Here is a 25,170-nt window from a genome sequence, read left to right as displayed (position 1 = left end):
CACCGCGCTAGGCGAGATCGGCGCGGACGCCGGTTTAGCCGTTGGTGGTATTTCGATAGTCGTCGGCCGCGACCAGCCGGCGGGAGCCGAGATTGAGTAGGAACCGCCCAGCCTGGATCGTCGCGTTCGTGTCGCGCCCGAATGGGGCGGTCGGCTTCCATTCGACATAGTAGGCTTGGATGAGCTCGAACCTATTCACCTCGCCGGTCAAAAGCGGCGTCCCTGCATTGTCGCCGGAGACGCGGCTGTCCCACAGCTCGCCCACCACCTTGACGGGGCCGTCCTCGTACCGACCGATGCGACGAGGCGGGCGAGCTTATCGGGTGTTATTGCGTTCGGAGCAGGCATGATGCGTCCCTTGCGTGATCGTGCTGGACGCGATGCTCTGGCTGACGCCTCGTGGGGAGATCGCAATCCCCATGCGCTTCATCAGCCATGCCCATCTTGCGATGTCAATCATCACTCCCGCGTCCCGATGCTCGTTAGGGCCGAGTTTCGAGAAGCTTTTTATGCCCGTTATTCGATCCTTTTTGAAAAAGCTGGCGGGGCAGCCGGCAGGGCGAGGCTCAGTACCTCCTTCGCTGCCAACGTGAATGAATGGCAGAAGGTGAGGAGCCGAAAAAGGGGCCGCGAATGTCCGTTTTCGGGTCACTTTGTCCAAACCGTCAGTTTTGTCTCATGCTGTTATCCATGCCGGTTATGCGATCCACAATCATCCGAATGGCATCTTCATCAAGCGGCTCGGTGTCGATTGAATTGTGGATGCCGATGCCCTCGACCAGCGCGTCCAGCGCCCTTGCCGTCAACGGATCAAAGAAGCGCTCGAGCGCCGCGCGACTGTTGCTCATCCACCGCCGCATCACCGCGGCGACGGGCGGATGGCGTGCGGCAAAGGCATAGAGTTCATAACTAAGCAGCAAGGTGCGCGGTGTGGCCCATATCGATCCCGCGATGATGGCGACGATCGCCGCCTTGGCGCTGTCCCGATCGCCTGCCATTGCCATCCGCTTCGCAAATTCCTCCGACGATTGCTCGGCCAATTGCAGAAATGCCGCTGCGATAAGGTCGTCCAGTGTCGCGAAATAATAGGTGACGGACCCTAGCGGCACGGCTGCAGCCGCCGCGATGCGACGATGCGTGGTGCCCGTCACGCCGTATTCGGCGACGACATCCAGCGTCGCTTCGATGATCCGCTGTCGACGTTCAGGATCGTTCCGCTTTGTCCCGCCGCTCACGGCACCCCCTTTGCAAAGCATATGTACATATGTACATTTGTACATATCTTTCGTCAGCGGGCGTCGCTCGCTGCCGTAACCTATAGGGAGGACGGGGGGCATGCAGGAAGCAATAGTATCGCGGCGCACGGTCATGGGTGGTGCGACGGCGCTGGCGGTCCCGTCGATCGCACGCGGCAGCGGTAGCTTGGTACATACCGTGCTGGGGCGAGGCGACGGCGTCTGGCTGAACGCGCCCCGTCGCTGGAACGTCGATGCGAGCGGAGAAATGACACTGGTCACCGATCGGGCCACCGATTTCTGGCGCGAAACCCATTATGGCTTCACGCGGGATTCCGGTCATTTCCTCGGTTTCGCCACTCCAGCCGCGTTCACGGCGCAGCTGCGCATTCGCGGGGAGTATCGACAGCTTTATGATCAGGCAGGCATCATGATCCGGATCGACGAGCGTCGCTGGATCAAGGCCGGAATCGAACTGTCCGATGGCCGCGCGATGTTGAGCAGCGTCCTGACCGATGGTCGCTCGGACTGGGCGACCAGCCCTTACGCACACGATCCACGCGATTTTTGGATGCGGGCCACGGTCGCCAACGGTGTGCTGCGCTTGCAGGTCTCGGCGGATGGCATGACGTGGCCTCTTGTTCGATTGGCACCGTTTCCCGTGGTGTCTTCCTATCGCGTCGGCCCCATGGCCTGCACGCCCGAGCGCGAGGGGCTGGGTGTACGGTTTTCCGATCTGCGGATTACCCCGCCGCTCGGCAAAGACCTGCATGATCTGAGCTGAGTGTGATGAGCGAGAAGACCAAGATGCTGGCGGGCGAGCTTTACACCGCCGACGATCCCGAACTGACCGCCGACGCGGCGCGCACGGCGGCGTGGATAGCTCGGTACAACGGCATGGCTGACGCCTCAGCGGCCGATCGCGATCAATTGCTACGCGAGGCAATGGGGGACGTCGGAGAACAGGTTACCGTCCGAGCGCCATTCTACTGCGACTATGGTTATAACATCTATCTCGGCACGGGAGCGTTCCTAAACTTCGGCTGCGTCGTGCTCGACGTCGTGCGCGTCGATATCGGTGCCGGTACGCAGATCGGGCCGGGCGTGCAGATCCTGACCGCCGACCATCCCCGCGACCCCGCTCTGCGGGCGCGGCGGCTGGAATTCGGACGGCCAGTCCGGATCGGCGCGAACGTTTGGATCGGCGGTGGCGCATTGATCTTGCCCGGCGTGACGATCGGTGACGATGCGATTGTCGGCGCCGGCAGCGTGGTCACCCGTGATGTCGCAGTTGGAGAGACAGTCGTGGGTAACCCCGCACGAGCAGCACGACGATGATCCCGCAGTGTCCACCGGATGCCGTGGTTATCCGCGACGGCAAGGCTCATTTCGAGGTTCTCGATGGGCTGCGCGGCACCGCAGCGCTGCTAGTGGTAGCGTTCCATATCCAGGGCATCACGGTGCTGTTCGACGCGCCGCGACTGCTGCTGCCGCATGCGTATCTGGCAGTCGATTTCTTCTTCGCGCTGTCGGGCTTCGTCGTCGGCTATGCCTATGACGATCGATGGGGAACGATGTCGACACGCCAGTTCCTGGTCCGCCGGTTGATCCGGCTGCATCCCCTCGTCGTGCTGGGCGCGGTGCTCGGGCTGCTCAGCTATGTGGCGGACCCGTTCGCGGGCAATCGGCAAAATGCGCCGGGAATACGCATCGCATTTGCGTTCGTCATGGCGTTGTTCGCTTTGCCATCCGCGCCGCTGGCCAACCGCTTGGGGGACAGCCATCCGCTGAATGCCCCCGCCTGGACGCTGTTGCAGGAATATATCGGCAACCTGGCCTATGCGCTGGTGCTCCGGCGGCTCGAAACGCGTGCGCTGGCGATAACGGCGCTTATCGCCGGACTGATGTCCGCGGCGATGGCGCTGTCGCTGGGGTCTTACGATACCGGTTGGGGGCTCGCCAATTTTTGGGGCGCGCCCGTGCGGCTTGCTTATCCGTTCATCACCGGTCTGCTGATCTTCCGCCTACATGACCGGCTGCCGCGATGGCGTATCGGCTTCGTGCCGCTCAGTCTGAGCCTCGGCGTCATCTTCGCCGCCCCCGTGTTGCCCAGCTACGGTGGCCTCAAGTTGAACGGCCTGTATCAGACAGTGTGCGTGCTGCTGTTGTTTCCAGCAATCATCGTGTTGGGGCGGCATTCGGGCGGCGGTCGGGTGGTGAGCCGCCTGTGTCGTGCGGCAGGACAGCTATCCTACCCACTGTACATCACGCATTACCCCTTCGTGTACCTATACATGAATTGGATCGCTGCCGGTGGCACGACGACATGGGTGACGGTGTCGGTTGCGGCGGCCCTCTATGCTTTCACGATAGCCTTCGCCTTTGCCGCTTACCGCTGGTGGGACCTGCCGCTTCGTCTGGCCTTGCAGCGGCGACGGGTCGAGCAAAGACGCCGCTACTGACATGTCACCGTTGGCCAGAGCGGTTCCGGCGAATGCCCCGATGCTGATGTCCATGGCATCCCACCCGAATGAATGGCCGGAGTTGAGGACGAATCGGGAGGTGACCGCGGGCCTCGTCACCAAGGCAAGGTCGTGTCGAAGCGATCGACATAGCGAAGCCCGGGTTTGCCCCGATTGGCGTCGATCATATCGACGACCAATGGAATGCTCTCCTCGATCGAAAGGGAGGCGTCGCTGCCGCCCATGTCCGTCCGCACCCACCCCGGTGCGACGAGGAGGAGCGTGTGGCCGTCGCGCGCCTGCTTGGCGGCATACCCCTTCATCAGCATGTTGAGCGCGGCCTTGCTGGATGCGTAAAGCTGCCAGCCGCCGTTCGCATTGGCGATGCTGCCGAGTTCGGACGTCATGACTGCAATGGTCCCGCCCTCCGGAACCAGGTCACGCAGCACCTCAGCCGCGCGGATCGGCGAGAAGGCATTGGTCAGCATCATGTCGAGGAAGTCGCCCTCGCTGGCGGTGGCGGGGCTCGCTTCGATCGCACGGGCGATGCCAGCGTTGATGAAAAGCACATCGAGGCGGCGATCGCGCAGCCGGTCATGCAGGGCGCGCACGCCGTCCCCATCGTTGATGTCGACCGTCTCGACGTTGATCTTTCCGGGATGTCGCTCGCTCAGGCGGTCGAGCGCGTCCGACCTTCCGCGTGCGGTGGCGATGACGTGCCACCCCCGCCCAAGCCATTCTTCGGTAAGCGCAAAGCCCAGGCCTCGCGAGGCGCCGAGGACGAGAACGGTCTGTCGGGTCATGATCTTCTCCAATATTGTGTTGCGGTCAGAACGCGGCCTTGCCGATCGAGGCTCCGCCATCGACGTGCAGCGTCTGGCCGGTGATGAACCCGGCATCGTCCGACAGCAGGAAGGCGATCGCTGCGGCGATCTCGTTCGGCTGGCCGAAACGGAGCATGGGCACGTTCGCCAGATACCGGCGTTCGCCTTCGCTGCCCGGCGGATTGTTGGCACGGAAGAGGTCGGTTTCGGTCGGGCCCGGCGACACGGCGTTGACGGTGATGCCTGTTGTCGCCAGCTCCAGCGCCCAGCTGCGGGTGAAGCTCGCGAGCGCGGCCTTGGCGGCGGCATAGGCGGTCCGATCGACCGCACCGAGGACGGTGAGGCTGGTGATGTTGACGATGCGGCCCCAGCCACGGGCGCTCATGCCGGGCAGCAGCGCCTGCACCGCCTGAACCGCCGGATGGAGGTTGACGCGAAGCACCTCATCGAGCGCTGGCAGCGCGATCTCGCCCAATCGCTGGGGCGCGACCAGCCCGACATTGTTGACGATCCCGTCGAACGCGAAGCGCGTCGTCAGGTCGGTAAGGGCCGCCCCGGTCGCCTCGGCATCCGCAAGATCGACCTGGCGGAATGTGCCGGGGAGGTTCGGCGCGACGCCACGCGCAAGACCGACGACATGATCGCCGGCGCGCACCAGGCGGTGGGCGAGCGCCAGGCCGATGCCTTTGCTGGCGCCGGTGACGAGGAAGGTGCGGGACATGGAATGCTCCGTCGGGAAGGCCCGGTCGCGATCGCGACCGGGCCGATCGGTCAGGCGGCGACACTGGCGGCGCGGCGAAGTGCCGGCAGCATGTCTTCGGGCTCTGGGCGGCGCGTATAGTCGGGGTTCACCTCGGCATAGAGGATGATGCCATCCTGCCCGATCACGAAGCGGCCCGGCATCGGCAGCGTCCAGCTCGGATCGCCGTTGAACGAGGGCAGATCGTTCTTCAGCGCCTTGTAAAGCTCGACCAGATAGTCCGGCAGTTCGAAGCGCAGCCCGAAGCTGGCCGCGACATCGTTGTGCGTGTCCGAGAGGATCGGAAAGCCGAGCGCGTTCTGACGTACCGACTTGCGGCTGTTGACGGCGGTCTGGGGCGAGATGGCCACGAGCTTTGCGCCCAATGCTTCGAAGTCCGGCAATGCGGCCTGCAAGGCCTGCAGCTCCATATTGCAATAGGGGCACCACACGCCGCGATAGAAGCTGACGACGAGCGGCCCCTGGGCGAGCAGCTTCGCCGAGGAGACGGGCTTGCCATCGGGATCATCGAGCGTGAAGGCCGGTGCCCGGTCGCCCGCCTTCAACGCGCGCCCCGCTGCGCCACTGGCGATCAGTTCGGCCGTGGCGCGGTGCATCGTCTCGATGACCGATGGCGGGACGTTGTACGGCGGTTTGCCGGCTTCGAAGTCGGTCTTGAAGGCGTCGAGCTGGGCTTGCAGGGTCATGGGTCTTCTCCTTCGATTTGAAGGTCAGGCAGAGGGGGCGAGAGCGTTGACGCGGGCGACCGCGCGCTGGACGGCGGGGCGGGCGTCGATCGCGGCGAACCAGCGGGCGACATGCGGCGCATCGTCGAAGTCGATCCCGGCGAACTCACGCCGCCACAGCCAGCCGTAGTGGGCGATGTCGGCGATGCTGAATTCGCTACCGGCGACGAAGCGGCGCTCGGACAGTACACCGTTCAGGACCGTCACGACCCGACGAGCTTCCGTGGTGAAGCGGTCGATCGCGATCGGCTGCGGCTTTGCGGCAAAGCGCTGGAAGAAGCCGGACTGGCCGAAGGCGGGGCTGAGCGCGGAGGCATGGAAGAAGAGCTGCTCGAAGACACGCGCCCGGTCCTCGCCGCTTTCGGGCAGCAGGTGGCCCGTCCTCTCGGCGAGATAGACGAGGATCGCCGCGGACTCGGTGAGCACGAAGCGTTCGCTATCGGCCGCCGTGTCGACCAGCACCGGCACCTTGGCATTGGGATTGAGCGCGACGAACGCAGCATCCTTCTGCTCGCCCTTGAGAACGTTGACGCCGTGCAGTGTGTAGTCGAGCCGCAGTTCCTCCAGACCGATCAGTACCTTGATGCTGTTAGGGGTGGCGAAGGCGTAGACGTCGATCATGGCGGGCTCCTCGGCGGTGTGAGGAACAGATGCCGCGCTCCCGCTCGACACGGCAGCAGGCCATGAGCGATAACGCTCATTCCGAGGAGGAATGACGTGGATCGATATCAAGCGATGGCGACGCTCGTGCGGGTCGTGGAAACCGGCTCCTTTTCCGCGGCGGCACGCCAGCTCAATGTCGGCCAGCCCGCCGTATCCAAGACGATCGCGCAGCTGGAGGGGCGTCTGCAAGTCAGCCTTCTGATCCGCTCCACCCACGGGTTGACGCCGACGGAGGCGGGGCTGCGATTCTACGAACGGGCCAAAGCGGCCTTGCGCGAGGCGGACGAGGCGGAGCTCGCTGCCCGCGGCGCTGGGGCAGGGCTATCCGGTTGCCTGCGGGTGTCGGCCGCGACGACTTTCGCCCGGCTCTACATCTTGCCGCTGCTGCCGCGATTTCTCGACGATCATCCCGATCTCGAGATCGACGTCATCCTAGACGATCGGGTGATCGACCTGATCGCAGAAGGTATCGATGTCTCGTTGCGGATGGGCAATTTACCGGATTCTGCGGCCGTCGCACGCAAGCTGGCGACCGGCGGGCGGTCGGTGTTCGCAACGCCCAACTATCTGGCGCGAGCTGGCGAGCCGGAGAGCCCAGCCGATCTCGCCGTCCACGAGACCATCATCTACAGCCAGCTGACCGACGTCTGGTCCTTCACGCGGGAGGGTACCGAGGCGTCGGTGACCGTTCATGGCCGGATTCGCGTCAATGCGGCGGAGGGCCTTCGCGCGGCGGTGCTCGCCGACATGGGGCTGACGATCGGGTCAGACTGGATGTTCGGTCCCGAACTGGCCGATGGCCGGATCAGGCGTCTGCTGACCGACTGGTCGCTGCCGCCGATCGATCTCTGGGCCGTATTCCCGGCTGGGCGCATGGCGAGCGCGAAGGCCCGCGCGTTCGCAAGCTTCGTCGCAGCCGCACTCGACGAGGTCTATTCCCAACCGGCATAAGCCTTATCGCCACACGCCGTCGTCCGCTTCCGCGCTCGTTGGCCTAGCTGATCGTCATGCCGACCAACCCGGTCGCGCCAGGATCAAGGATCAGCACCATGGCCAAGTTCGACACCTATCGCGATGCCTTTCCGAATGCCCACCTGACCCGGAAGGACAACGGTGTGCTGGAAGTCGCGCTGCACACCGATGGCGGCAAGCTCGTCTTCAATGGGCACACTCATGAGCAGTTCGTGGAGCTGTTCCACCAGATCGGCGAGGACCGGGATACCCGCGCGGTGATCCTGACCGGATCAGGCAATGCCTTCATGGATGCGATCGAGCCGGACGGCTTCGACTTCTTCACGCCGCAGGGGTACGATAAGATCCTGCGCGAGGGGCGCAAGGTGCTGTCGAACATCCTCGATATCGAGGTGCCGATGATCGCCGCACTGAACGGCCCGGTGCTGCTCCACAGCGAATATGCGCTGCTTGCCAACATCGTCCTGGTCACCCCCGACACCGTTTTTCAGGATAAGCCGCATTTCGACTTCGGCATCGTACCCGGCGACGGCGTTCACATCCTGTGGCCGCATGTGATCGGTTCGGTACGTGGTCGCTACTTCCTGCTGACGCGGCAGATTCTTGATGCGCAGACAGCCAAGGAATACGGCGCCGTCAACGAGATCGTCCCGGCCGACCGCCTGCTCGCCCGCGCGCATGAGATCGCCGACGGTATCGCTGCCTTGCCGCCGCTGACCGGCCGCTACACCCGCATGGCGCTCACCCATCGGCTCCGTCGCCTGGTTGAGGAAGGCACCGCCTATGGCCTTGCGCTTGAGGGTATCAGTGCAGCTCAAGTCGCGAGGGAAGTGGCCGCATAGCGCTCTTTATTGGGTGCCACGCATAATCGCCGGGTGGCACCACCTATGCCTGAATGAGTGGCCGTTTTCGAGAAGGTGACGGTCGGACCCCGATGACTGGATTTTGGTCAGGCCGCAAGATCGGGCGCTTTTACCGACCAACCATCCCAGTGCATCACGACATCGCGCGCGGTTTGAAATTTGGCGGGGTAAGTGCCGATCGCCCCGAGCTGGTCTGCATGCCGCTGCAGCTGTCCAGCCACTTTGTGCGTACCTTGCTGACGTCGCTTGGCAGAAGATAACGATGCCACAAGCGTGCGACGCAATGTCCGGCAAAGAGGCGCTCAAGAACATCATGCATACGGGCTAAAGAAATGTCGGCGTGCCGCTTGACGTCCCCCCTGTTTTTTCATCCATGTTGAGTGAGAGTTTTCCGGCCCTTTGAAGCCTGCGGGCGAGGAGCTGGACATGAAGAAGACGAGGCACACGGAAGAGCAGATCGCGTTCGCGCTGAAGCAGGCGGAGACGGGTACGTCGGTTGCGGAGGTGATCCGCCGGATGGGGATCTCGGAGCAGACGTTCTACTGTTGGAAGAAGGTGTACGGCGGGTTGGGGGTGGGCGAGCTGCGGCGGTTGAAGCTGCTCGAGGAGGAGAACCGCAAGCTCAAGCAGCTGGTCGCGGACCTGAGCCTGGACAAGCATATTCTGCAGGACGTTCTGGCAAAAAAGCCCTGACGCCTAGACGACGGCGCGAGCTCGTCGCGCACGTCCAGGCGTCTCACGGCGTCAACGAGCGACGCAGCTGCCTGGCGTTAGGCGTCGACCGGTCGTCGGTGCGCTACGTGTCGCATCGGCCGGATCAGGCACCGCTGATGCTGCGCATCCGTGATCTGGCCGCGACGTGAACGCGGTACGGCTACTTCCGCATCTACATTCTGCTGCGCAGGGAAGGATGGATCGTGAACCACAAGAGGGTCTACCGGCTCTACCGGGATGATGGACTGAGCCTGCGGCTCAAGAAGCCTCGCCGCAACGTCAGCGCCGCCAACCGCGACCGGCAACCCGCGGCTGCGGCGGCCAACGAGATGTGGTCGATGGATTTTATCTCGGACGCGCTGTTCGACGGTCGGCGGCTGCGGGCGCTGACGGTGGTGGACGCGTTCACGCGCGAGGCGCTGGCGATCGACGTCGACCAGGGCATCAAGAGTGAGCAGGTAGTCGAGGTGATGGCGCGGATCTCGTCGATCCGCGATGCGCCCCGAACCATCCGGGTGGACAATGGGCCGGAGTTCATCTCGAAGGCGCTCGACCGATGGGCCTATGAGAACGGCGTCATGCTGGACTTCAGCCGTCCAGGCAAACCGACGGACAATGCCTTCGTGGAATCGTTCAACGGTCGCCTGCGAGACGAGTGCCTGAACACGCACTGGTTCCTGTCCCTGGAGGACGCGCGGGCCAAGATCGAGGCCTGGCGGCGGGACTACAACGAGAGCCGCCCTCACACATCGCTTGGCTGGCTGACGCCGGTAGAATATGCTGCTGCCACGGCCAAGATCGCGGCCGAATGAACGCCGGAAACTCACCCTCGACCCGGATGAGAAACCGGGGGACCCTCAACACCCGGTCGGTCTCTGGTTGCTGCTGGATGAAAGACTGGGGTCAGGTCACCGCCGGTCGCCAATTCGGGGCTTGCGGTGGCTCTCGAGACAGAACGGCCGCAGATGCTCCATAAGTTCGTCAGACAGCCAAACAGCTCGCCCAAACCGATTGCCTCATGGAGCCTGAAATCAGATCGCTTCCCTCACATCATCGGGGCTCGACCCGAGCGTCTGCAGGTGGGCCGAAGCTGTCGCGCAGCAAGTGCACCGCCGCCCTAAGCCGAACGCGTGGCCCCTCGATCACACCCGAAGCTCGTCGAGCGTGAGAGGGTGTCCCAAGCGCCGAGTTCCACCTTCATTGCCTCCAACTTCTGTTCGACCAAGTCGAGCGCGTCATCGCCCAGGAACAGCCGGACTGGCGGATTTGCTGACTCGACCAGTGCGAGCAGGGCCTGCGCGGCCTTTGCCGGATCGCCGGGCTGGTTGCCGCTCTTGGCGTGCCTCGCGGCACGGATCGGATCCATCACCGCGTCATAATCGCCGATGGTGCGTGGCGTGCGATCCATGGACCGGCCGGCCCAATCGGTGCGGAACTGGCCCGGCGCGAGCGCCGTCACCCGGATGCCGAAACTCGCTAGTTCCTTGCCGAGCGCTTCCGAAATGCCCTCCAGGGCAAACTTGCTGCCGCAGTAGAAGCTGATCCCCGGCATGGTGATGAAGCCACCCATGGACGTGACGTTGATGATGCGGCCGCGACGCCTTTCGCGCATCCCGGGCAGCACCGCCTTCATCATCGCGACCGGACCGAACACGTTCGCCGAGAATTGCCGATGCAGATCGTCGATGGACGATTCCTCCAGCACGCCCTCATGGCCATATCCGGCGTTGTTCACCAGCACGTCGATGATGCCGACCTGTCGCTCGGCAGCCGTCACAGCTACCGGAATGGCATCGAAGTCGGTCACGTCGAGCACCAGCGGATGCGCGCGGTCGGGTGCGAGTGCGGCAAAGGCTTCGGCATCGGCAGCCCGGCGCACGGTGCCGATCACCCGATGGCCGGCGTGCAGCGCGCCTTCGGCGAATGCCCTGCCGAGGCCGGAGCTGACACCGGTGATGAGGAAAGTCTTAAAAGTGGGGGTCGTCATGACTACACTCCGCAAACTCACAATACCTATATCATGATATAGATGCGGACATGGCGAACAGCAAGATCGATCCTCCTTCCCCCGGCTCCAGAGGCGAGCCGCTGCGTCAGCGCGTGATCGACGCGGCCGAACGGCTGCTCCGCGACGGCAAGGCCGACTTCTCGATGCGCGACCTCGCAGCGGAGGCCGGGGTCAGTTTCGCGACTCCGTTCAATCAGTTCGGATGCAAGGCGGCGATCATGCAGACGCTCTCCCAGCGTCGGATCGACACGATGGAAATCCGCTTCGCCGCTGCGCCGCGGCTGACGGATACGGCCGCGCGCGTCATGCTGGCCATCGATACGGCGGCGGCGGTGATGCTGGAGGAACCTGCGATCAACCGCGCGGTGATGGGCATGCTCGGCACCGCCAGTTCGTCGCCCGGACAGGTCTGGGCGCGCTCGACGGCGCTCTGGACGCTCGCGCTCGGCGCGGGAGACGGGTTGATCCCGGCCCGGCGGGAAGAGGCGTTACGATGTTTGCCGGGGCAACTCGCCTTCGCCTTTCGTGGGGTGCTGTCGTTCTGGACGGCGGGCGAATTGCCCGACGGGGCACTCGCGTCCACCGCGCGAGACCTCGCTGGCACCTTGCTGCTTGGCTTTACCGAGCAGCAGCCGTCTTGAAACTCTGGCTTATGAAGCCGCCAGAGCGGCCATACGAGCGTCTACCAAATCACGCAGGGTCGCAGGCGCCGGACAAGCGTCGTCGTCACCTGAAGCTGTCTTCATAAGCCGAGCCGCGCCAACCGAACCACGGATGTCTTCATCCGCCGAACAGCTGCGCCAGTTTGACGTCGATGCGCACGCCCAGCACGATGGCACTTGGAATGTTGGTCGTGCGCTTGGACGCATAAATTGGGTCGGGGTTGATGACATATTGTACGTTTGGCAGAACACGCAGACCGGGCACGGTGGCCCAGCCGTAGTTGATTTCGCCAACGATCTCGTCGTGGTGCGGCGCGCCGGTGCCGCCCGCCTTGGCGCGCAGGTCGCGCAAATAGTCGATCTGCTGGTCGCTGAAATGGGTGTTGGAGACGATGAACCCGATCGTGTCATTGTCCTGGCCCCTGAACGTCCCGGTCTTGACGAACCCGGCGGAGGCAAACCAGTCGAGCTGCTGGACGTTGCCGACGTTCCAATAGCCGCGCGCGAACACGGCGAGGTTGCGCTTGCTCGCTCCGGCGGCGCGCGCGATCGTCTGGTCGACCATCGCATAGAGGCCGACGCGGTTGCCGCCAAGCGCGACACGCGGCAGGCCGGAGAGGGCCGATGAACCGCCGTTGCGATCGTAATAGAGGCTGCTGCCGCCGTCGGTGTTGAGATAGACACCGAGCTTGTAGCGGCGCGGCAGCCGTTCCTGCGCGAAGCTCGTCTGATAGCCTGCCTCGCCGGCGATCAGCACGCCGGTGCCCTTGCCGAGCGAGAAATCGAGCCCGCCCTTGCCGGTGGCATTGAGCGCATTGTTGTATTCGAACACGCCGATCTGGACGTAGCGGCGCTGATCTATCGCGTAGCGCGCCTTTGCTGCCCAGGAGGAGTTGGGAAAGGCGGTGATGCCGATGTCGCTGATCCCGCCATAAGCGGTGAGGCAACTGGTGTTGGTCATGAACACGCAGTTGAGCGGCGAATTGTTGAAATAGCTGTTCACGGCCGCACGACCGACCATCAGGTTGAGCCTGCCGAAATCATGCTCGATATTGAGCTGCGTCAGGCGCGGCCCCGATACCGGCCGCCAGGTCTGCTGGAAGCTGATCGAATTGCCGATCACGTCGCGGCCGAGGCTATCGCCGGTGAACCATGCGCCCTGCACGTGGACGCGCGTGTCGGACCAGCCGAGCAGCCTGTCGAGATCGAGATCGGCCGCGCCGCTGACCCAGTGCGATTCGCGCACGCCCTGGCGGACGCCGCCGACCGGATTGCCCGCGACGTTGTCGACCACATCCAGCGCGAGCGTGACGCCGTCCGCCTTGAGGCCGCGCAGCGTCTTACCGATCGCATTGTCGCGCTGCCACCGGGTGAAGCCGCGTGGCGCCGCGCTCTGCTCGGCGGGCGCCGCGTCGGTCCGCCCCGACGAGAAGGCGGTCGCCGGATCGCGCGCCGTCTCGCGTTCGCCCTCGCCGGTCAGTGGCGGCGCATTGCTCGTCGGCGCTACCGGATCGGTCCGCTGCGGCGCGGTCGGGGCGGTCGTTTGCGGCATGATCGCCTGGGCGGCGAGCAGGAGCGCGAGGGTGGCGGACATACGTCTCTCCTTCACCGGTCGCGATGTCGCGCGACCGGTCTATGTCATTGGCGGGGGCAGGGCAGGGTCAGGCGGCGGCGATGCCCCATCGCCGCCGGGCCGCGTCGGTGCCGACCGCGGCGGCGAGCGTGCGCTCGTCGAGCTTGCCTTCCCATTTGGCGATGACGATCGTCGCGACGGTATTGCCGACGAGGTTCACGAAGGTCAGCCCTTCGGCGAGGATGCGGTGGATGCCGAGGATCAGCGCGATGCTCGCCACCGGGATCGTCCCGGTCGTGTTGAGCGTCGCCGCCAGCACGACGAACGCCGCCCCGGCGATCCCCGCCGCGCCCTTGGACGTGAGCAACAGCACCGCGATCAGCCCGAGTTCGTGCCAGACGGTCAGGTGCGTGTTGGTCGCCTGCGCCAGGAACACCGCGACGGTGGTGAGGTACAGGCAGGTGCCGTCGAGATTGAACGAATAGCCCGCCGGGATGACGAAGCCGACGACGCTCTCCTCGCAGCCGAGCTTGCGCAGCTTCTGGATCAGTCGCGGCAGCACCGTCTCGGTCGACGTCGTGGCGGCGACGATGACGATCTCGTCCCAGATATAGCCGAGCAGCCGCCACAGGCTGACGCCGCAATACCAGGCGACACCGCCGAGTACCGTCGCGGTGAACACGCCGCAGACCACGAAGAACTCGACGATCAGCTCGCCCAGTGACAGCAGCGAGGCGGTGCCGAACTGGCCGACGGTAAAGGCGATCGCCCCGAACGCGCCGAGCGGCGCGAAATACATGATATAGCCGATGATGCGGAAGAAGCCCTGCGACGCGCTCTCGATCACGTCGAGCACGGGCTTGGCGCGCTCGCCGATCGCGGCGATAGCGATGCCGAACAGCACCGACACGAACAGCACTTGCAGGACGTGCCCCTCGGTCAGCGCGCCGGCGAAGGTGGTGGGGATGATCGCCATCAGATAGCCGGTCACCGACTGGTCATGCGCCGATGCGACGTAGCTTTTGATCGATGCGGTATCGATCGCGGCGGCGTTGATGTTCATGCCGACGCCCGGTCGCCACAGATCGACGGCGACGAGGCCGAAGATCAGCGCGAGGATGGTGATCGCCTCGAAATAGAGGATCGATTTGAGCGCGACCCGGCCGACCGCGGTCATGTCGTTCATGCCCGCCACGCCGTGCACCACGGTCACGAAGATGATCGGCCCGATCATCATCCGGATCAGCTTGATGAAGGCGTCGCCGAACGGCTTCATCGCCACGGCGGTGCCCGGTGCGAAATGGCCGAGCAGGATGCCGATCAGCGTGCCGACCAGCACCTGGAACCACAATTGCCCGGCGATGCCGAAGCGGCGCGCCTTCTTCTCCGTCTCTCCTATCGTCGTCATGATCGTTATACTTTTCTCTGCTGGGGCGACGGTCAGGCGAAGAGCGTGCCGTCGAACAATTTGCGCGCGGTGCGGATCATCCCGGCGCCGGTGACGACGCCGTCGGCGTCGGTCTCGATCACGCAAGGGGTGATGCCGCTCGGATGCTCGACACCGAGCGTCCTGGTCGCGCCGGCGCCGACCGTCGCAAGTGCCGCGGCGGGGCTGCCGGCCACCAGGCAGGCGGTGGCGACGCTGACCGCGCCGAGCACGCCGATCGAGGCGTGGCAGCGGTGCGGAATGAACGAGCGGACGCAGATCGCGCCCCCGGCGCGCGGCGCGGCGACCAGCATCATCTTCGGCACCGATTGCGCACTGACGTCGCCCAGGTCCATCAGCGGCCCGGCGGCAAGGCGGATCGCCTCGATCCGGGCCTTCAGGCTTGTGTCACCGTCGAGCGTGTCGCGATCCTCATAGCCGGTGATGCCGACGTCGGCGGCGCGTAGCACGACGCAGGGCATCCCATTGTCGATCAGCGTGGTTTCCACGCCTTTGATCACGTCGACCGGTCGCCCGGTGGGCAGCAGCGCGCCGCAGCTCGATCCGGCGATGTCGGCGAAGGACAACGCCACCGGCGCGGCCGTGCCGGGGACGCCGTCGATCGCGGTGGTGCCTGCATAAGTGACGGCGCCACCGGGCGTCTGCACCACTGCGGTCGCGGCCTTGCCGGTATTGACCATATGGATGGCGACACGCGTCTCGCCGTCGGACGCGGTGACAAGGCCGCGTTCGATCGCGAACGGGCCGACGCCGGCGAGCATATTGCCGCAATTCTGCTTGTCGGTGACGATCGCCGCGTCGACGAAGACCTGGAGGAACAGATAGTCGACGTCGATTCCGGGCCGGTTCGACCGCGCGACGACCGCCACCTTGGAGGTCAGCGGGTCGGCGCCGCCCATGCCGTCGATCTGGCGCGGATCGGGTGAACCGAAGGCGCGCAGCAGGAAGGCGTCGCGGGCGTCGATGGCGCTGGGCAGGTTGTCGGCAAGGAAGAACCCGCCCTTCGACGTGCCACCGCGCATCCACATGGCGGGGATGCCATCACTCATAGCGCAGGCCCTTCGCGGCGAGCGCATCGCGCATCGCATAGATGTCGAGGCCGAGTTCACCCGCGGCGAGGCGTGTGCGTTTCGCCTCCTCGCTGGACTCGCGCGCCTGCGCTCTGGTCAATATCGCGTCTGCATCGTCGCGGCGGACGACGCAGACGCCGTCGTCGTCGGCGACGATCACGTCGCCTGCACGCACCAGCTCGCCGGCGCAGACCAGATCGACATTGACCGAGCCGAGCGTCGCCTTGACCGTCCCCTGCGCGCTGATCGCTCGCGACCAGACCGGAAAGCCCATGGCGGTGAGATCACGAATATCACGCACGCCGGCGTCGATGATCAGTCCGCGACAGCCGCGCGCCATTGCCGAGGTGGCGAGCAGGTCGCCGAAATAGCCGTCCTCGCACGGGCTGGTCGGCGCGACGACGAGCAGATCGCCCTCGCGCAACTGCTCGATCGCGACATGCATCATCCAATTGTCGCCGGGTGGCACCGACACGGTGACCGCCGACCCGGCGATGCGTGCGCCGGGATAGATCGGCCGCAACCGGCTGGCGAGCAGGCCGGTGCGGCCCTGCGCCTCATGCACCGTGGCGACCCCGGCAGCACCGAGCCCGGCGATCGTCGCCGGATTCGTTCGTTCGATCTGTGTGACGACGCGCGCCATGTTCATCCTCGATCCCGTGTAACTTTGTCGTGGCTTAGAAGGGATATGGCGGGCGGCGGACAACGTCGATTTGTGCACGAGGCATAAGCTGGTGCTAAGTGTGTGCGATGAACGAGCCACTCGACTTCAACCTGCGCCATCTCGACGCGGTCGCCGCGGCGGCGCGGCTCGGCGGCATCAGCGCCGCGTCGCAGGCGCTCAATCTCTCACAACCGGCGCTGACCCAGGCGATCGCCAAGACGGAGGCGCGGCTCGACCAATCACTGTTCGATCGTCAACCGGGCGGCGCGGTGCCGACCGAGGCGGGGCGGCGGCTCGCCTTCCGTATCGAGCGCGCGCTCGGCTATCTGACACGCGGTGGCCAGAGCGTGCGGCGCGGCGCGCGGCTGCCGCCGCTGCCGCATATCGAGCGACGCGTCACGCTCGGTCAGTTGCGTGCGCTGATCGCGGTCGACGAGGCGGGCAGCTTCGCGCTCGCGGCGATGCGCACCGGCCTGTCGCAGCCCGCGCTGCACCGCGCCGCGCGCGATCTCGAGCAGCAGCTCGGCGTGCCGTTGCTGATGCGCCAGGGCCGGACCGTGCAACCGACGCCTGCCGCCGGCCGCTTTCTGCGCTTCGCGCGTCTGGCGCGCGCCGAGTTGCAGGCGGGGCTGGACGAGATCGCGGCGCTGCGGTCGACGGGGGCGGGGCGGATCGTCGTCGGCACGATGCCGCTGGCGCGCGCGGTGCTGCTGCCGCAGGCGCTCGCCCGCTTCGCGCGCACCTATCCCGCCGCGTCGGTCGAGGTGGTCGAGGCGCCGTATCTCGAGCTGCTCGCCCGGCTGCGCGAGGGCGAGATGGACCTGCTGGTCGGTGCGATGCGCGATCCCGTGCCGGTCGGCGATGTGGTGCAGGAGCCGCTGTATACCGACGATCCGGTGATCGTCGCGCGGGCCGGTCACCCGCTTGCCGGCACCGATCCGCCCTTCGCCGCGCTAGAGGGTTATCCCTGGGTCATCGCCGCGGCGGGCACGCCGACGCGACAGCGCTGGGAGCAGATGTTCGCCGACCACGGCCTGACACCGCCGCGGCTGCGCGTCGAATGCGGTTCGGTGCTGGTGATCCGGGGATTGATGCTCGAGGACGACTGGCTGACGCTGATGGCGCGCGACCAGTTCCTGTTCGAGCGCCGGGCCGGCCTGCTCGTCGAGATCCCCGGTGCGGGCATCGCACTCCGCCGCCGGATCGGACTGACGATGCGCGGCGACTGGCACCCGACCGCGTTGCAGGCGGCCTTCGTCGAGACGTTTCGCGTCACCTGTGCCGACTGGACTTCCGCAAAAGCAATGGCCGATCAGCCGTTCCGATATGCCTGAGCCGCCGCGCGGCAGTAGCGTCGCCGGCATGATCATCGACTGTCACGGCCATTACACCACCGCGCCGGCACCCCACACCGACTGGCGCGAGGCACAGAAAGCGGCGTTCCGCACCGGGGGCGACATCGATCCCGCCTATCCCGCCATCTCCGACGACGCGATCCGCGAGACGATCGAGACCAACCAGTTGCGCCTGCTGCGCGAACGCGGCGCCGACATGACGATCTTCTCGCCACGCGCCTCCGCGATGGCGCCGCACGTCGGCGATGCGGCGGTCAACCGGATCTGGGCACAGCGGTCCAACGACCTGATCAAGCGCGTCGTCGATCTCTTCCCCGAGACCTTCGTGGGAGTCTGCCAGCTGCCGCAGACCGCGGATCTGTCGATCGACCAGTCGATCGCCGAGCTCGAACGCTGCGTCACCGAGCTCGGCTTCGTCGGCTGCAACCTCAACCCCGATCCGTCGGGCGGCCGGTTCGCCGCGCCGCCGCTGTACGACCGCGCCTGGTACCCCTTCTTCGAAGCGATGGTCGAACTCGACGTGCCCGCGATGATTCACGTCTCGGGCAGCTGCAATCCGGCGATGCACGCGACCGGCGCTTATTACATCGCCGCCGACACGATCGCCTTCATGCAGTTCATCGAGGGCGACCTGTTCCGCGACTTCCCGACGTTGCGCTTCATCATCCCACATGGCGGCGGCGCGGTGCCCTATCATTGGGGGCGATACCGCGGGCTCGCCGACATGCTGAAGCGGCCGCCGCTCGCCGACCATGTTATGCGTAACGTCTATTTCGACACCTGCGTCTACCATCAGCCCGGCATCGATCTGCTGTTCGAGGTGATCGACGTCGACAATATCCTGTTCGGGTCGGAGATGGTCGGCGCGGTGCGCGGCATCGACCCGCAGACCGGCCAGTATTTCGACGACACCAAACGCTATATCGACGCGCTCGCCATCCCCGACGCCGACAAGCGCAAGGTGTTCGAGGGCAATGCGCGGCGCGTCTACCCGCGGCTCGACGCGCAACTGGCGGCGAGGGGGCTGTGATGGCGGCGTTCACATCCGATCCGGGCTGGCTGTGCTGGGACCCGGCACCGAGCAAGCCGCGCTTCGTGCCGCCGCCGGGCGCGGTCGACGCGCATTGCCATGTCTTCGGGCCGGGCGATGTCTTTCCTTATGCGCCCGAGCGGAAATACACGCCATGCGACGCTAGCAAGGCGGAGCTGTTCGCATTGCGGGATCATCTCGGCTTCGCCCGGAACGTCATCGTCCAGGCGACCTGCCACGGCGCTGACAATCGCGCGCTGGTCGATGCGCTGCGTAGCGCCGACGGCCGCGCGCGCGGTGTAGCGACGGTGCGCGACACGGTGAGCGATGCCGAACTGGCCGAGCTCGATGCGGCCGGCGTGCGCGGCGTGCGCTTCAACTTCGTCCGCCGCCTCGCCGACCCCAAGCCTGACGCCTATTACCGTGCGATCATCGACCGGATCGCGCCGCTCGGCTGGCACGTCGTCCTCTATTTCGAAGCGGCCGATCTGGAAGAGCGCTGGGACTTCTTCACCAGACTGCCGACCACCGTCGTCGTCGATCATATGGGTCGGCCGGACGTCACCCGGCCGGTCGATGGCCCGGAGTTCGGGCGCTTCCTCCGCCTGATGGAGGAGCATCCGAATGTCGTCAGCAAGGTGACTTGTCCGGAACGGCTGTCGAAGAGCGGTCCGCCGCACTATGCCGACGTGGTTCCTTTCGCCCGGACTCTGGTGGAGCGCTTTCCAGGTCGCGTGCTGTGGGGCACGGATTGGCCGCACCCGAATATGACGAGCCATATGCCGGACGACGGCAACTTGCTCGATATGGTGCCGCTGATTGCGCCTACGCCGGCGCTAAGGCAGAGCCTACTCGTCGATAATCCAATTCGCCTGTATTGGGCTGGCGGCTAAGTGTAGAGCTTGGCAACGTACGAAAACCGACCGTTTTAAAAATTTTATGCTGGATTATGCCGTCTCCCAGAGTTTTTTACCTCCAGAGAAGCGCGGGATCTTCGTATAGGTGATGGCGGGCAGGCAGCTTATCCATGTTTCAGCACTGCCATCGATGATCGGCCGCGTTGTGCAATAGGTAGCAACGTCAGAACAGTGCCATATCCTTGGTGGGCCCGCTATTGCCTCGATTATGGCCGCAGGGAGATCTCGGCCTAACGGTGATCGGATCCAGTTGAACAAATGACCGCTTTCGGGCCGAGGCAAAGTGTGCCCGGATGGCCGCAATCGGGTCGTCGTCACCGCAGGGCAGGGCGGCGGCTCTCGCCGAATTGCAGACGCTCGCTTCGCTCACCTGAAAACTTCCCCCATCGCGTGTGCTTGAGGGTCGAAGCTGTCCGGAAATACGGTAGCATCGTCATATTCTGCGCCAGTGAGGTCGGCTCCGTCCAATTGTGCACCAGCCAGCGAGGCTCCTTGCAATTGCGTTGCCCCTCCCACACTATCGTGGGCGAGATTGGCACCGCGGAGGTCTGACTGGTCGAAATTGACCTCCTTTAGATCCGCCCCGCATAGAAGCGCGTCGCGTAGATCAGCGCGTGTGCAATCCGTACGAAACATGATGGCCCAGTAGAGGTCCGCGTTCTGCAGATTCGTAAAGCGTAAGTTAGCGTCGCTTAGGTCAAATCCTGCGAGGTCCGCACGTCGCAAGTCACGACCGGATAGGTCGATACTGTCGAGATCCCCAGCTAAGCGCTCGTCGTGCGTATCCAGAAGCGCATGGCCTTCGGTAGTGTAAACTATCATGACACAGGCATAGCCGATCATTAGCTGCTGTCTGCTTTCCTCCCACATCAAAACATTCGACGCCAAAGGATCAGGTGCCTGGCGCGGCCATGCTGCGGATATGAACGAATGACTGGAGTTGGGGAGTGGGGAAGAGACCACGAATGACCGCAAATGGGTCGTCGCTGCGGTTGAGCCACCTTCACCGTCATTTCCGACTCGCTCTTCGATCGCGATTGTCTTGAACCGGTCAGCCGGTACAGATCTCGCTCGTCCTTCCAAGAATATCGCGAACGCGCCGTGCCAGATCGGCCATCGTGAAGGGCTTAGTCAGCACCTCCATCCCGGGATCCATGTGGCCATTGCCGACGGCGGCATTCTCGGCGTACCCGGTGATGAATAGCACCTTGAGGCCCGGACGGAGTACCCGTGCGGCATCGGCAACCTGACGACCGTTCATGCCGTTCGGCAGTCCGACGTCGGTGATGAGAAGATCGATCTTGGCATTCGTCTCCAGCACATTAAGGCCCGCCGCTCCATCGCCAGCTTCGATCACGCTGTATCCAGCTTCGTTGAGCACCTCGTCGATGAGGTGGCGAATGGTCGGCTCATCATCGACAACCAGGATCGACTCCCGGCCTTCGGTATCTGCGGGGGCGCTCCCGCCGCTGCTATCAATGTCTACGGCATCGCCGAGGTACCGGGGCAGATAGATGCACATCGTCGTGCCGTGTCCGACCTCGGAATAGATGCGCACCTGCCCACCGGACTGCTTGGCGAAGCCGTAGATCATCGAGAGGCCGAGGCCAGTTCCCTGACCGATCGGCTTGGTCGTGAAGAAGGGGTCGAAGGCACGCTCGATCGTTTCGGGCGTCATGCCGGTGCCAGTGTCGGTCACGCAGATGGAGAGATACTGGCCTGGGGCGATGTCGCGTTCGCGGCCGGCGCGCCCATCCAACCACTTGTTGGCCGTCTCGATCGTCAATCTGCCTCCCTCTGGCATTGCGTCCCGGGCATTGATGCACAAATTTAGCAGAGCGTTCTCCAACTGACTCGCATCTACCATGGCTGGCCACGCACCGGCGGCACCGACCACCTCCATCTGTATCTCGGGGCCGACCGTGCGGCGGATCATATCCTCTATTCCCGCAATGAGGCGATTGACGTCGATCGGTTTGGGATCAAGCGTCTGCCGACGTGAAAACGCCAGCAGGCGCTGCGTCAACGAGGCGGCCCGATTGCCCGCTCCTTGCGCGGATGAAATAAATCGATCGAGCCCGTCCAACTTTCCACGCGCGATGCGTAGTTGGAGCAGTTCGAGATTTCCCATGATGCCGGTCAGCAGGTTGTTGAAGTCGTGTGCCAACCCCCCGGTCAGCTGACCTACCGCCTCCATCTTCTGCGACTGGCGCAAGGCTTCCTGCGCCTCTTGGAGTTCACGTTGCGCACGGACCCGAGCAGTGATGTCCTGCGCGTGATGGAAGGCGCCGAAGATCCGCCCCCGTTCGTCCCGCAACGGAGAATAAGCAACCTCCCAATGCGGCTTTTCTAGATCGGGGTCCCCGAACTCCTCGATGACGGTAAAGGTCTCGCCTTGTAACGCGCGCAGCATGAAGCTGCGGATGGTCGCCGCTTGATCGGGCAGGAACAGGCTGGGAAAATCGTCACCGATCCGCACCCTGTAGCCGTAGATGCGGTAGAAATCGTCGCTGTGCGCCTGATTGAAGCCGATCAGACGGCAATCCTTGTCGAACGCACATACGGGTGCCTGATCCGACTGCACAATGTTTTGGTACAGCAGGAGCGCTGCGGTGCGCTCGCGCACCTGTTCCTCAAGCGTGTCCGCCAGCTCGCGCAGCTCCCTTTCAGCCACGACTTGCGCAGTCGTCTCGCCGGTGACGCACAACAGGCCGGCAATGGCTCCGCCGTCGTCGAACACGGGCGAGTAAGTGAATGTCCACCAGCTCTGTTCGGACGTTCCGTCGCGGCTGAGGTCGAGCGCCATGTTGGTCATGGTCCGAGGTTCGCCTGCAAGTGTCGCCGACACCAGCGGGCCAATGTCATCCCATATGCTCGCCCAAACCTCTCTGAAGGGGCGACCAAGGGCATCATCGACGCGGTAGCCCAGAAAGGGGCGATAAGCGTCGTTATAGAAGCACAGCAGATCGGGCCCCCAGGCGAGAAACATTGGAGTCAGACAGGCCAGCATCAGCGCGATGGTCGAGCGCAGTGACGATTGCCACTCTGCCATCGGGCCGAGAGCAGTGGATGACCAGTCGTATTCGGCAATCTCCTTGCCGGTCACACTGCTGGAATGGGCTAAGCTCGCGTGCGGGTTCGGAGATGCCATAGCCTTGCTTATGGCAGACGATGGAATTGTGCATCCTCTTGCAGGCTCTGTCGGGAGGGCAGCGGTAAAAAAATGTTGGTCGACTTTTCGTCGCCTCTCATGGCGATGTATCGAAACCCCATCTTTTTCGGGACAGCTAACGATCGTCCGGCCCACGCTGATGCTGGCTTCACGACCTCTCACTCCGAGCCTGAATCAACGTCTGAAGTTCAGAAGCGGCGAAGACGGCGCGAACGGCCGCAAATGGGTCTTTCTACCAACGAAACGGAGCGCTTCCTAGAACCGGAACGCTCACTGCCCACTCGCGCCTTACCAGCTTCGTGCAGGTTGGATCCGGCTCGACCGTCTCGGGCGAAAAGTCGAGCAGTTTAGCGGCCATGGCAATCGGCCAACGCATGCGCAGGACACGGGGAAAGCCTCTTGAGGTGGCTATGATCTGTGTGACCGATTTGTCGGGTCGCCCGCGCACCTCTCTCTCTCTCTCTCTCTCTCTCTAGATGCTCCCGTCCTAAGGTATCGAGGCCAGAGGGCGGCTGGGCGCGCACAGGTTCGCACTAGTTCGCACTGGTTCGCAGTGCGAACCTTATTAGCCTCGCGAATCTGACTCTCGGCCTTCGCGCGCTTACGTATAGCCGTGTCCAAAATCCTGTATTTGTCAGCGATTTTGCGAACCGATACATCGCGTGCCAAGTATTAAAGTCAAATACGCGACCAGTAAACACTATTTTCGCGGGCTTCCTTCGCGGCATCCAAGATTGGAGGTTCGCACCCGCCCGCTTTCCAGAGGAATTTTTTCTCCGCGTGAGAGCCTATGGGGTCCTTAGCGTCGGCCCCCGGCGGAGGTCGGACCTACCCCCCCCGGGGGGGGTAGATCGACCGCCGGAGGCTCAACCATCCGTAAACGTCGCTACGATAGGGATGGGATAGATAGACGTAACTCCGTAGATGGAACGATGACGTGAAACTGCTTCCCCCAAGTTTTCCCAAGATCGGCCGGGAATGGAAGCGGCTAGATGTGAACGTCCTAAAAGGTTTTCTGCCTTTGCTGATTTCGGCTATCTTGTACGATCTTTGGGGTGCGGTCACCACTGGGGTGATCGCAGAGCATAAACGAGGCCATTCAGGCGGTTACTCATTCGACCGAGAGCCTGGTGGTTTCTTGGTCGAGTTTACGAAAGACGTCTTGTTCCTGTCGTTGTTGCTTTACGCGCTGCGCCTTGTTTTTAGGAGAGGCCGCGTACTAGCAGAGCAGCGGCGAGCCTCGAAGACACAGCCTGAAGCGGATTCGGAATCGACGTCGAATTAAGGCAGCATGTGGAGCCTTATTGCCGCCGATGCTCCTGCCGCTGCTTGCGACTGTTATGGCACGGTGCGCAGAGACACCAGAGGTTCGCCGGCGACCAGAAGAGCGCCTTGTTACCGCGGTGCGGCTCGCGGTGATCAGCGACCAGCTTCGACGTGTCGGCGGAGGCGAAGCCGCAGCCTGGCCACTGACAGGTGAATAGGTCCCGCGCGAGGATCGACATGCGCAGCGCGCGCCAGCGCGCCGTCTTGTAGAGTTTCCGCCATGGCGAGTGTAGAGCGCGATCTTCGTCGCGGGTGCGCTCGACAGGCGCAAGGCCGCCCAAGCCCGACCACAGCGCGGTCAGGCGGGACGGCAAGGCTCTGAGCTTGCCCATAGCACCACCTTTGCGCTGAGCGTTCGACGCCTATCGAATGTCTACTAAAAAGCGTGACGATTAGTATCGAATGAGCCGAAATCGACAAGAGCCACTAACCCTCGCGGGCGCCGCTCTATGAGTTACCTGTTTATAGTCACTACAGTGCGCAGATGTCAACTGCGATTTCATTAACCTCGTTGAATGAGCTGTTGCTTGCAAACGGCGTCTTAAGTTGTCCACCGAGCGCGGTTGCGGTCGCTTTCTTCTAACATGTAGCAGGCGACATTCGGGGAGCCGATGATGAGCAGCCCCCACCGGGTGGTCCGGGTTTATCGTTAGTGCATTGTTGTCTCGGCCGCCATTGCCGGGCGTAGGTGGAGCGAAGCGGAACCGGAGGCCGGTAATGGCGGTGTT

General features: G+C 64.0%; 24 protein-coding genes and 2 pseudogenes. 11 read left to right on the top strand and 15 right to left on the bottom strand.

Annotation, left to right across the window (positions count from 1 at the left end):
• Window positions 1–34: 34 nt before the first annotated feature.
• Window positions 35–265 carry an alginate export family protein gene (locus tag BW41_RS20130; RefSeq protein ID WP_051583470.1) on the bottom strand — a complete coding sequence of 77 codons (231 nt, stop codon included), beginning with the start codon at window positions 263–265 and terminating at the stop codon, window positions 35–37.
• A gap of 400 nt (window positions 266–665) precedes the next feature.
• Window positions 666–1,235, bottom strand: coding sequence for a TetR/AcrR family transcriptional regulator (locus tag BW41_RS12265; RefSeq protein ID WP_037534805.1), 570 nt, complete (start codon window positions 1,233–1,235; stop codon window positions 666–668).
• A 100-nt stretch (window positions 1,236–1,335) separates the two neighbouring features.
• Here BW41_RS12265 and BW41_RS12260 point away from each other — a divergent pair, with 100 nt between their 5' ends.
• The 3 genes from BW41_RS12260 to BW41_RS12250 are packed head-to-tail and all read left to right on the top strand — an operon-like array spanning window position 1,336 to window position 3,697.
• Complete coding sequence (locus BW41_RS12260; protein ID WP_037534804.1) at window positions 1,336–2,019, top strand: DUF1349 domain-containing protein; 684 nt, start codon at window positions 1,336–1,338, stop codon at window positions 2,017–2,019.
• A 5-nt stretch (window positions 2,020–2,024) separates the two neighbouring features.
• Window positions 2,025–2,573, top strand: a complete 549-nt coding sequence (locus tag BW41_RS12255; protein ID WP_200870424.1) for a sugar O-acetyltransferase — start codon at window positions 2,025–2,027, stop codon at window positions 2,571–2,573.
• Window positions 2,570–3,697, top strand: coding sequence for an acyltransferase family protein (locus tag BW41_RS12250; protein ID WP_051583468.1), 1,128 nt, complete (start codon window positions 2,570–2,572; stop codon window positions 3,695–3,697). The genes BW41_RS12255 and BW41_RS12250 overlap by 4 nt, the downstream gene beginning before the upstream one ends.
• 116 nt (window positions 3,698–3,813) lie before the next feature.
• Here the strand turns inward: BW41_RS12250 and BW41_RS12245 are convergent, their stop codons facing one another.
• Genes BW41_RS12245 through BW41_RS12230 form a run of 4 tightly spaced genes read right to left on the bottom strand, consistent with a single transcriptional unit; the run spans window position 3,814 to window position 6,627 of the window.
• The gene (locus tag BW41_RS12245) at window positions 3,814–4,500 is read right to left on the bottom strand and encodes an SDR family NAD(P)-dependent oxidoreductase (protein WP_200870423.1); all 687 of its coding nucleotides are present in this window, start codon (window positions 4,498–4,500) and stop codon (window positions 3,814–3,816) included.
• 25 nt (window positions 4,501–4,525) lie between these two features.
• A complete protein-coding gene (locus tag BW41_RS12240; protein WP_037534802.1) occupies window positions 4,526–5,242 on the bottom strand; it encodes an SDR family oxidoreductase in 717 nt (238 codons plus the stop codon).
• 50 nt (window positions 5,243–5,292) lie between these two features.
• Window positions 5,293–5,967, bottom strand: a complete 675-nt coding sequence (locus BW41_RS12235; protein WP_037534801.1) for a peroxiredoxin-like family protein — start codon at window positions 5,965–5,967, stop codon at window positions 5,293–5,295.
• Window positions 5,968–5,991: 24 nt separating this feature from the next.
• Complete coding sequence (locus tag BW41_RS12230) at window positions 5,992–6,627, bottom strand: glutathione S-transferase family protein (protein ID WP_037534800.1); 636 nt, start codon at window positions 6,625–6,627, stop codon at window positions 5,992–5,994.
• A 96-nt stretch (window positions 6,628–6,723) separates the two neighbouring features.
• Here BW41_RS12230 and BW41_RS12225 point away from each other — a divergent pair, with 96 nt between their 5' ends.
• The 3 genes and pseudogenes from BW41_RS12225 to BW41_RS20575 all read left to right on the top strand — a co-directional run bounded on the left by BW41_RS12225 (window position 6,724) and on the right by BW41_RS20575 (window position 10,030).
• Window positions 6,724–7,620, top strand: coding sequence for a LysR family transcriptional regulator (locus tag BW41_RS12225; protein WP_037534799.1), 897 nt, complete (start codon window positions 6,724–6,726; stop codon window positions 7,618–7,620).
• A 98-nt stretch (window positions 7,621–7,718) separates the two neighbouring features.
• A complete protein-coding gene (locus tag BW41_RS12220) occupies window positions 7,719–8,483 on the top strand; it encodes an enoyl-CoA hydratase/isomerase family protein (protein WP_037534798.1) in 765 nt (254 codons plus the stop codon).
• Window positions 8,484–8,930: 447 nt separating this feature from the next.
• Window positions 8,931–10,030, top strand: a pseudogene (locus BW41_RS20575) (IS3 family transposase).
• A 305-nt stretch (window positions 10,031–10,335) separates the two neighbouring features.
• Here BW41_RS20575 and BW41_RS12205 read toward each other — a convergent pair.
• Window positions 10,336–11,205 carry an oxidoreductase gene (locus BW41_RS12205; RefSeq protein ID WP_037534796.1) on the bottom strand — a complete coding sequence of 290 codons (870 nt, stop codon included), beginning with the start codon at window positions 11,203–11,205 and terminating at the stop codon, window positions 10,336–10,338.
• A 50-nt stretch (window positions 11,206–11,255) separates the two neighbouring features.
• Between BW41_RS12205 and BW41_RS12200 the strand changes: the two genes are divergently transcribed.
• Window positions 11,256–11,867, top strand: a complete 612-nt coding sequence (locus BW41_RS12200) for a TetR/AcrR family transcriptional regulator (protein WP_037534795.1) — start codon at window positions 11,256–11,258, stop codon at window positions 11,865–11,867.
• A 139-nt stretch (window positions 11,868–12,006) separates the two neighbouring features.
• On the opposite strand, the gene BW41_RS12195 is transcribed toward BW41_RS12200, so the two are convergent.
• The 4 genes from BW41_RS12195 to BW41_RS12180 form a co-directional block, all read right to left on the bottom strand.
• Complete coding sequence (locus tag BW41_RS12195; RefSeq protein WP_037534794.1) at window positions 12,007–13,482, bottom strand: carbohydrate porin; 1,476 nt, start codon at window positions 13,480–13,482, stop codon at window positions 12,007–12,009.
• 67 nt (window positions 13,483–13,549) lie between these two features.
• Complete coding sequence (gene dctA, locus BW41_RS12190) at window positions 13,550–14,869, bottom strand: C4-dicarboxylate transporter DctA (protein WP_037534793.1); 1,320 nt, start codon at window positions 14,867–14,869, stop codon at window positions 13,550–13,552.
• A 32-nt stretch (window positions 14,870–14,901) separates the two neighbouring features.
• Window positions 14,902–15,957 (bottom strand): 4-oxalomesaconate tautomerase, encoded by a 1,056-nt coding sequence (locus BW41_RS12185; RefSeq protein ID WP_037534792.1) that lies wholly within the window; start codon window positions 15,955–15,957, stop codon window positions 14,902–14,904.
• Entirely contained in the window at window positions 15,950–16,621 is a 672-nt protein-coding gene (locus BW41_RS12180; protein WP_037534827.1) for a 4-carboxy-4-hydroxy-2-oxoadipate aldolase/oxaloacetate decarboxylase, read from the bottom strand. The genes BW41_RS12185 and BW41_RS12180 overlap by 8 nt, the downstream gene beginning before the upstream one ends.
• A gap of 107 nt (window positions 16,622–16,728) precedes the next feature.
• Here BW41_RS12180 and BW41_RS12175 point away from each other — a divergent pair, with 107 nt between their 5' ends.
• Genes BW41_RS12175 through BW41_RS12165 form a run of 3 tightly spaced genes read left to right on the top strand, consistent with a single transcriptional unit; the run spans window position 16,729 to window position 19,920 of the window.
• Complete coding sequence (locus BW41_RS12175; RefSeq protein WP_037534791.1) at window positions 16,729–17,976, top strand: LysR family transcriptional regulator; 1,248 nt, start codon at window positions 16,729–16,731, stop codon at window positions 17,974–17,976.
• Window positions 17,977–18,004: 28 nt separating this feature from the next.
• Window positions 18,005–19,027 carry an amidohydrolase family protein gene (locus BW41_RS12170; RefSeq protein WP_037534826.1) on the top strand — a complete coding sequence of 341 codons (1,023 nt, stop codon included), beginning with the start codon at window positions 18,005–18,007 and terminating at the stop codon, window positions 19,025–19,027.
• Window positions 19,027–19,920, top strand: a complete 894-nt coding sequence (locus BW41_RS12165) for an amidohydrolase family protein (RefSeq protein WP_037534790.1) — start codon at window positions 19,027–19,029, stop codon at window positions 19,918–19,920. Before BW41_RS12170 ends, BW41_RS12165 begins: the two co-directional genes overlap by 1 nt.
• 390 nt (window positions 19,921–20,310) lie before the next feature.
• Here the strand turns inward: BW41_RS12165 and BW41_RS20125 are convergent, their stop codons facing one another.
• Both BW41_RS20125 and BW41_RS12155 read right to left on the bottom strand, forming a co-directional pair.
• Window positions 20,311–20,787, bottom strand: coding sequence for a pentapeptide repeat-containing protein (locus BW41_RS20125; RefSeq protein ID WP_161773132.1), 477 nt, complete (start codon window positions 20,785–20,787; stop codon window positions 20,311–20,313).
• A 208-nt stretch (window positions 20,788–20,995) separates the two neighbouring features.
• Window positions 20,996–23,095, bottom strand: coding sequence for a hybrid sensor histidine kinase/response regulator (locus BW41_RS12155; RefSeq protein WP_081793068.1), 2,100 nt, complete (start codon window positions 23,093–23,095; stop codon window positions 20,996–20,998).
• Window positions 23,096–24,053: 958 nt separating this feature from the next.
• On the opposite strand from BW41_RS12155, the gene BW41_RS20985 reads away from it, so the two are divergent.
• Complete coding sequence (locus BW41_RS20985) at window positions 24,054–24,401, top strand: hypothetical protein (protein WP_152542288.1); 348 nt, start codon at window positions 24,054–24,056, stop codon at window positions 24,399–24,401.
• Window positions 24,402–24,417: 16 nt separating this feature from the next.
• On the opposite strand, the gene BW41_RS12150 is transcribed toward BW41_RS20985, so the two are convergent.
• Window positions 24,418–24,774, bottom strand: a complete 357-nt coding sequence (locus tag BW41_RS12150) for an HNH endonuclease (protein ID WP_037534789.1) — start codon at window positions 24,772–24,774, stop codon at window positions 24,418–24,420.
• Window positions 24,775–25,091: 317 nt separating this feature from the next.
• Window positions 25,092–25,170, bottom strand: a pseudogene (locus BW41_RS20570) (integrase catalytic subunit); the annotation flags it as partial.

The organism is Sphingomonas sp. RIT328, from assembly GCF_000632225.1.
GTDB lineage: Bacteria > Pseudomonadota > Alphaproteobacteria > Sphingomonadales > Sphingomonadaceae > Sphingomonas > Sphingomonas kyungheensis.
The sequence above is the reverse complement of the archived record's forward strand: the minus strand, read 5'-3'. Positions and strand labels throughout refer to the sequence as shown.

Bases quoted from the DNA above. Each gene is read 5' to 3' on its own strand.
- BW41_RS12155 (WP_081793068.1), bottom strand. From the start codon at position 23,095: ATGGCATCTCCGAACCCGCACGCGAGCTTAGCCCATTCCAGCAGTGTG.
- BW41_RS12220 (WP_037534798.1), top strand. From the start codon at position 7,719: ATGGCCAAGTTCGACACCTATCGCGATGCCTTTCCGAATGCCCACCTG.
- BW41_RS12170 (WP_037534826.1), top strand. From the start codon at position 18,005: ATGATCATCGACTGTCACGGCCATTACACCACCGCGCCGGCACCCCAC.
- dctA (WP_037534793.1), bottom strand. From the start codon at position 14,869: ATGACGACGATAGGAGAGACGGAGAAGAAGGCGCGCCGCTTCGGCATC.
- BW41_RS12200 (WP_037534795.1), top strand. From the start codon at position 11,256: ATGGCGAACAGCAAGATCGATCCTCCTTCCCCCGGCTCCAGAGGCGAG.
- BW41_RS12255 (WP_200870424.1), top strand. From the start codon at position 2,025: ATGAGCGAGAAGACCAAGATGCTGGCGGGCGAGCTTTACACCGCCGAC.
- BW41_RS12175 (WP_037534791.1), top strand. From the start codon at position 16,729: ATGAACGAGCCACTCGACTTCAACCTGCGCCATCTCGACGCGGTCGCC.
- BW41_RS20125 (WP_161773132.1), bottom strand. From the start codon at position 20,787: ATGATCGGCTATGCCTGTGTCATGATAGTTTACACTACCGAAGGCCAT.
- BW41_RS12260 (WP_037534804.1), top strand. From the start codon at position 1,336: ATGCAGGAAGCAATAGTATCGCGGCGCACGGTCATGGGTGGTGCGACG.
- BW41_RS12240 (WP_037534802.1), bottom strand. From the start codon at position 5,242: ATGTCCCGCACCTTCCTCGTCACCGGCGCCAGCAAAGGCATCGGCCTG.
- BW41_RS12245 (WP_200870423.1), bottom strand. From the start codon at position 4,500: ATGACCCGACAGACCGTTCTCGTCCTCGGCGCCTCGCGAGGCCTGGGC.
- BW41_RS12180 (WP_037534827.1), bottom strand. From the start codon at position 16,621: ATGGCGCGCGTCGTCACACAGATCGAACGAACGAATCCGGCGACGATC.
- BW41_RS12230 (WP_037534800.1), bottom strand. From the start codon at position 6,627: ATGATCGACGTCTACGCCTTCGCCACCCCTAACAGCATCAAGGTACTG.
- BW41_RS12205 (WP_037534796.1), bottom strand. From the start codon at position 11,205: ATGACGACCCCCACTTTTAAGACTTTCCTCATCACCGGTGTCAGCTCC.
- BW41_RS12185 (WP_037534792.1), bottom strand. From the start codon at position 15,957: ATGAGTGATGGCATCCCCGCCATGTGGATGCGCGGTGGCACGTCGAAG.
- BW41_RS12195 (WP_037534794.1), bottom strand. From the start codon at position 13,482: ATGTCCGCCACCCTCGCGCTCCTGCTCGCCGCCCAGGCGATCATGCCG.
- BW41_RS12250 (WP_051583468.1), top strand. From the start codon at position 2,570: ATGATCCCGCAGTGTCCACCGGATGCCGTGGTTATCCGCGACGGCAAG.
- BW41_RS12150 (WP_037534789.1), bottom strand. From the start codon at position 24,774: ATGGGCAAGCTCAGAGCCTTGCCGTCCCGCCTGACCGCGCTGTGGTCG.
- BW41_RS12165 (WP_037534790.1), top strand. From the start codon at position 19,027: ATGGCGGCGTTCACATCCGATCCGGGCTGGCTGTGCTGGGACCCGGCA.
- BW41_RS12235 (WP_037534801.1), bottom strand. From the start codon at position 5,967: ATGACCCTGCAAGCCCAGCTCGACGCCTTCAAGACCGACTTCGAAGCC.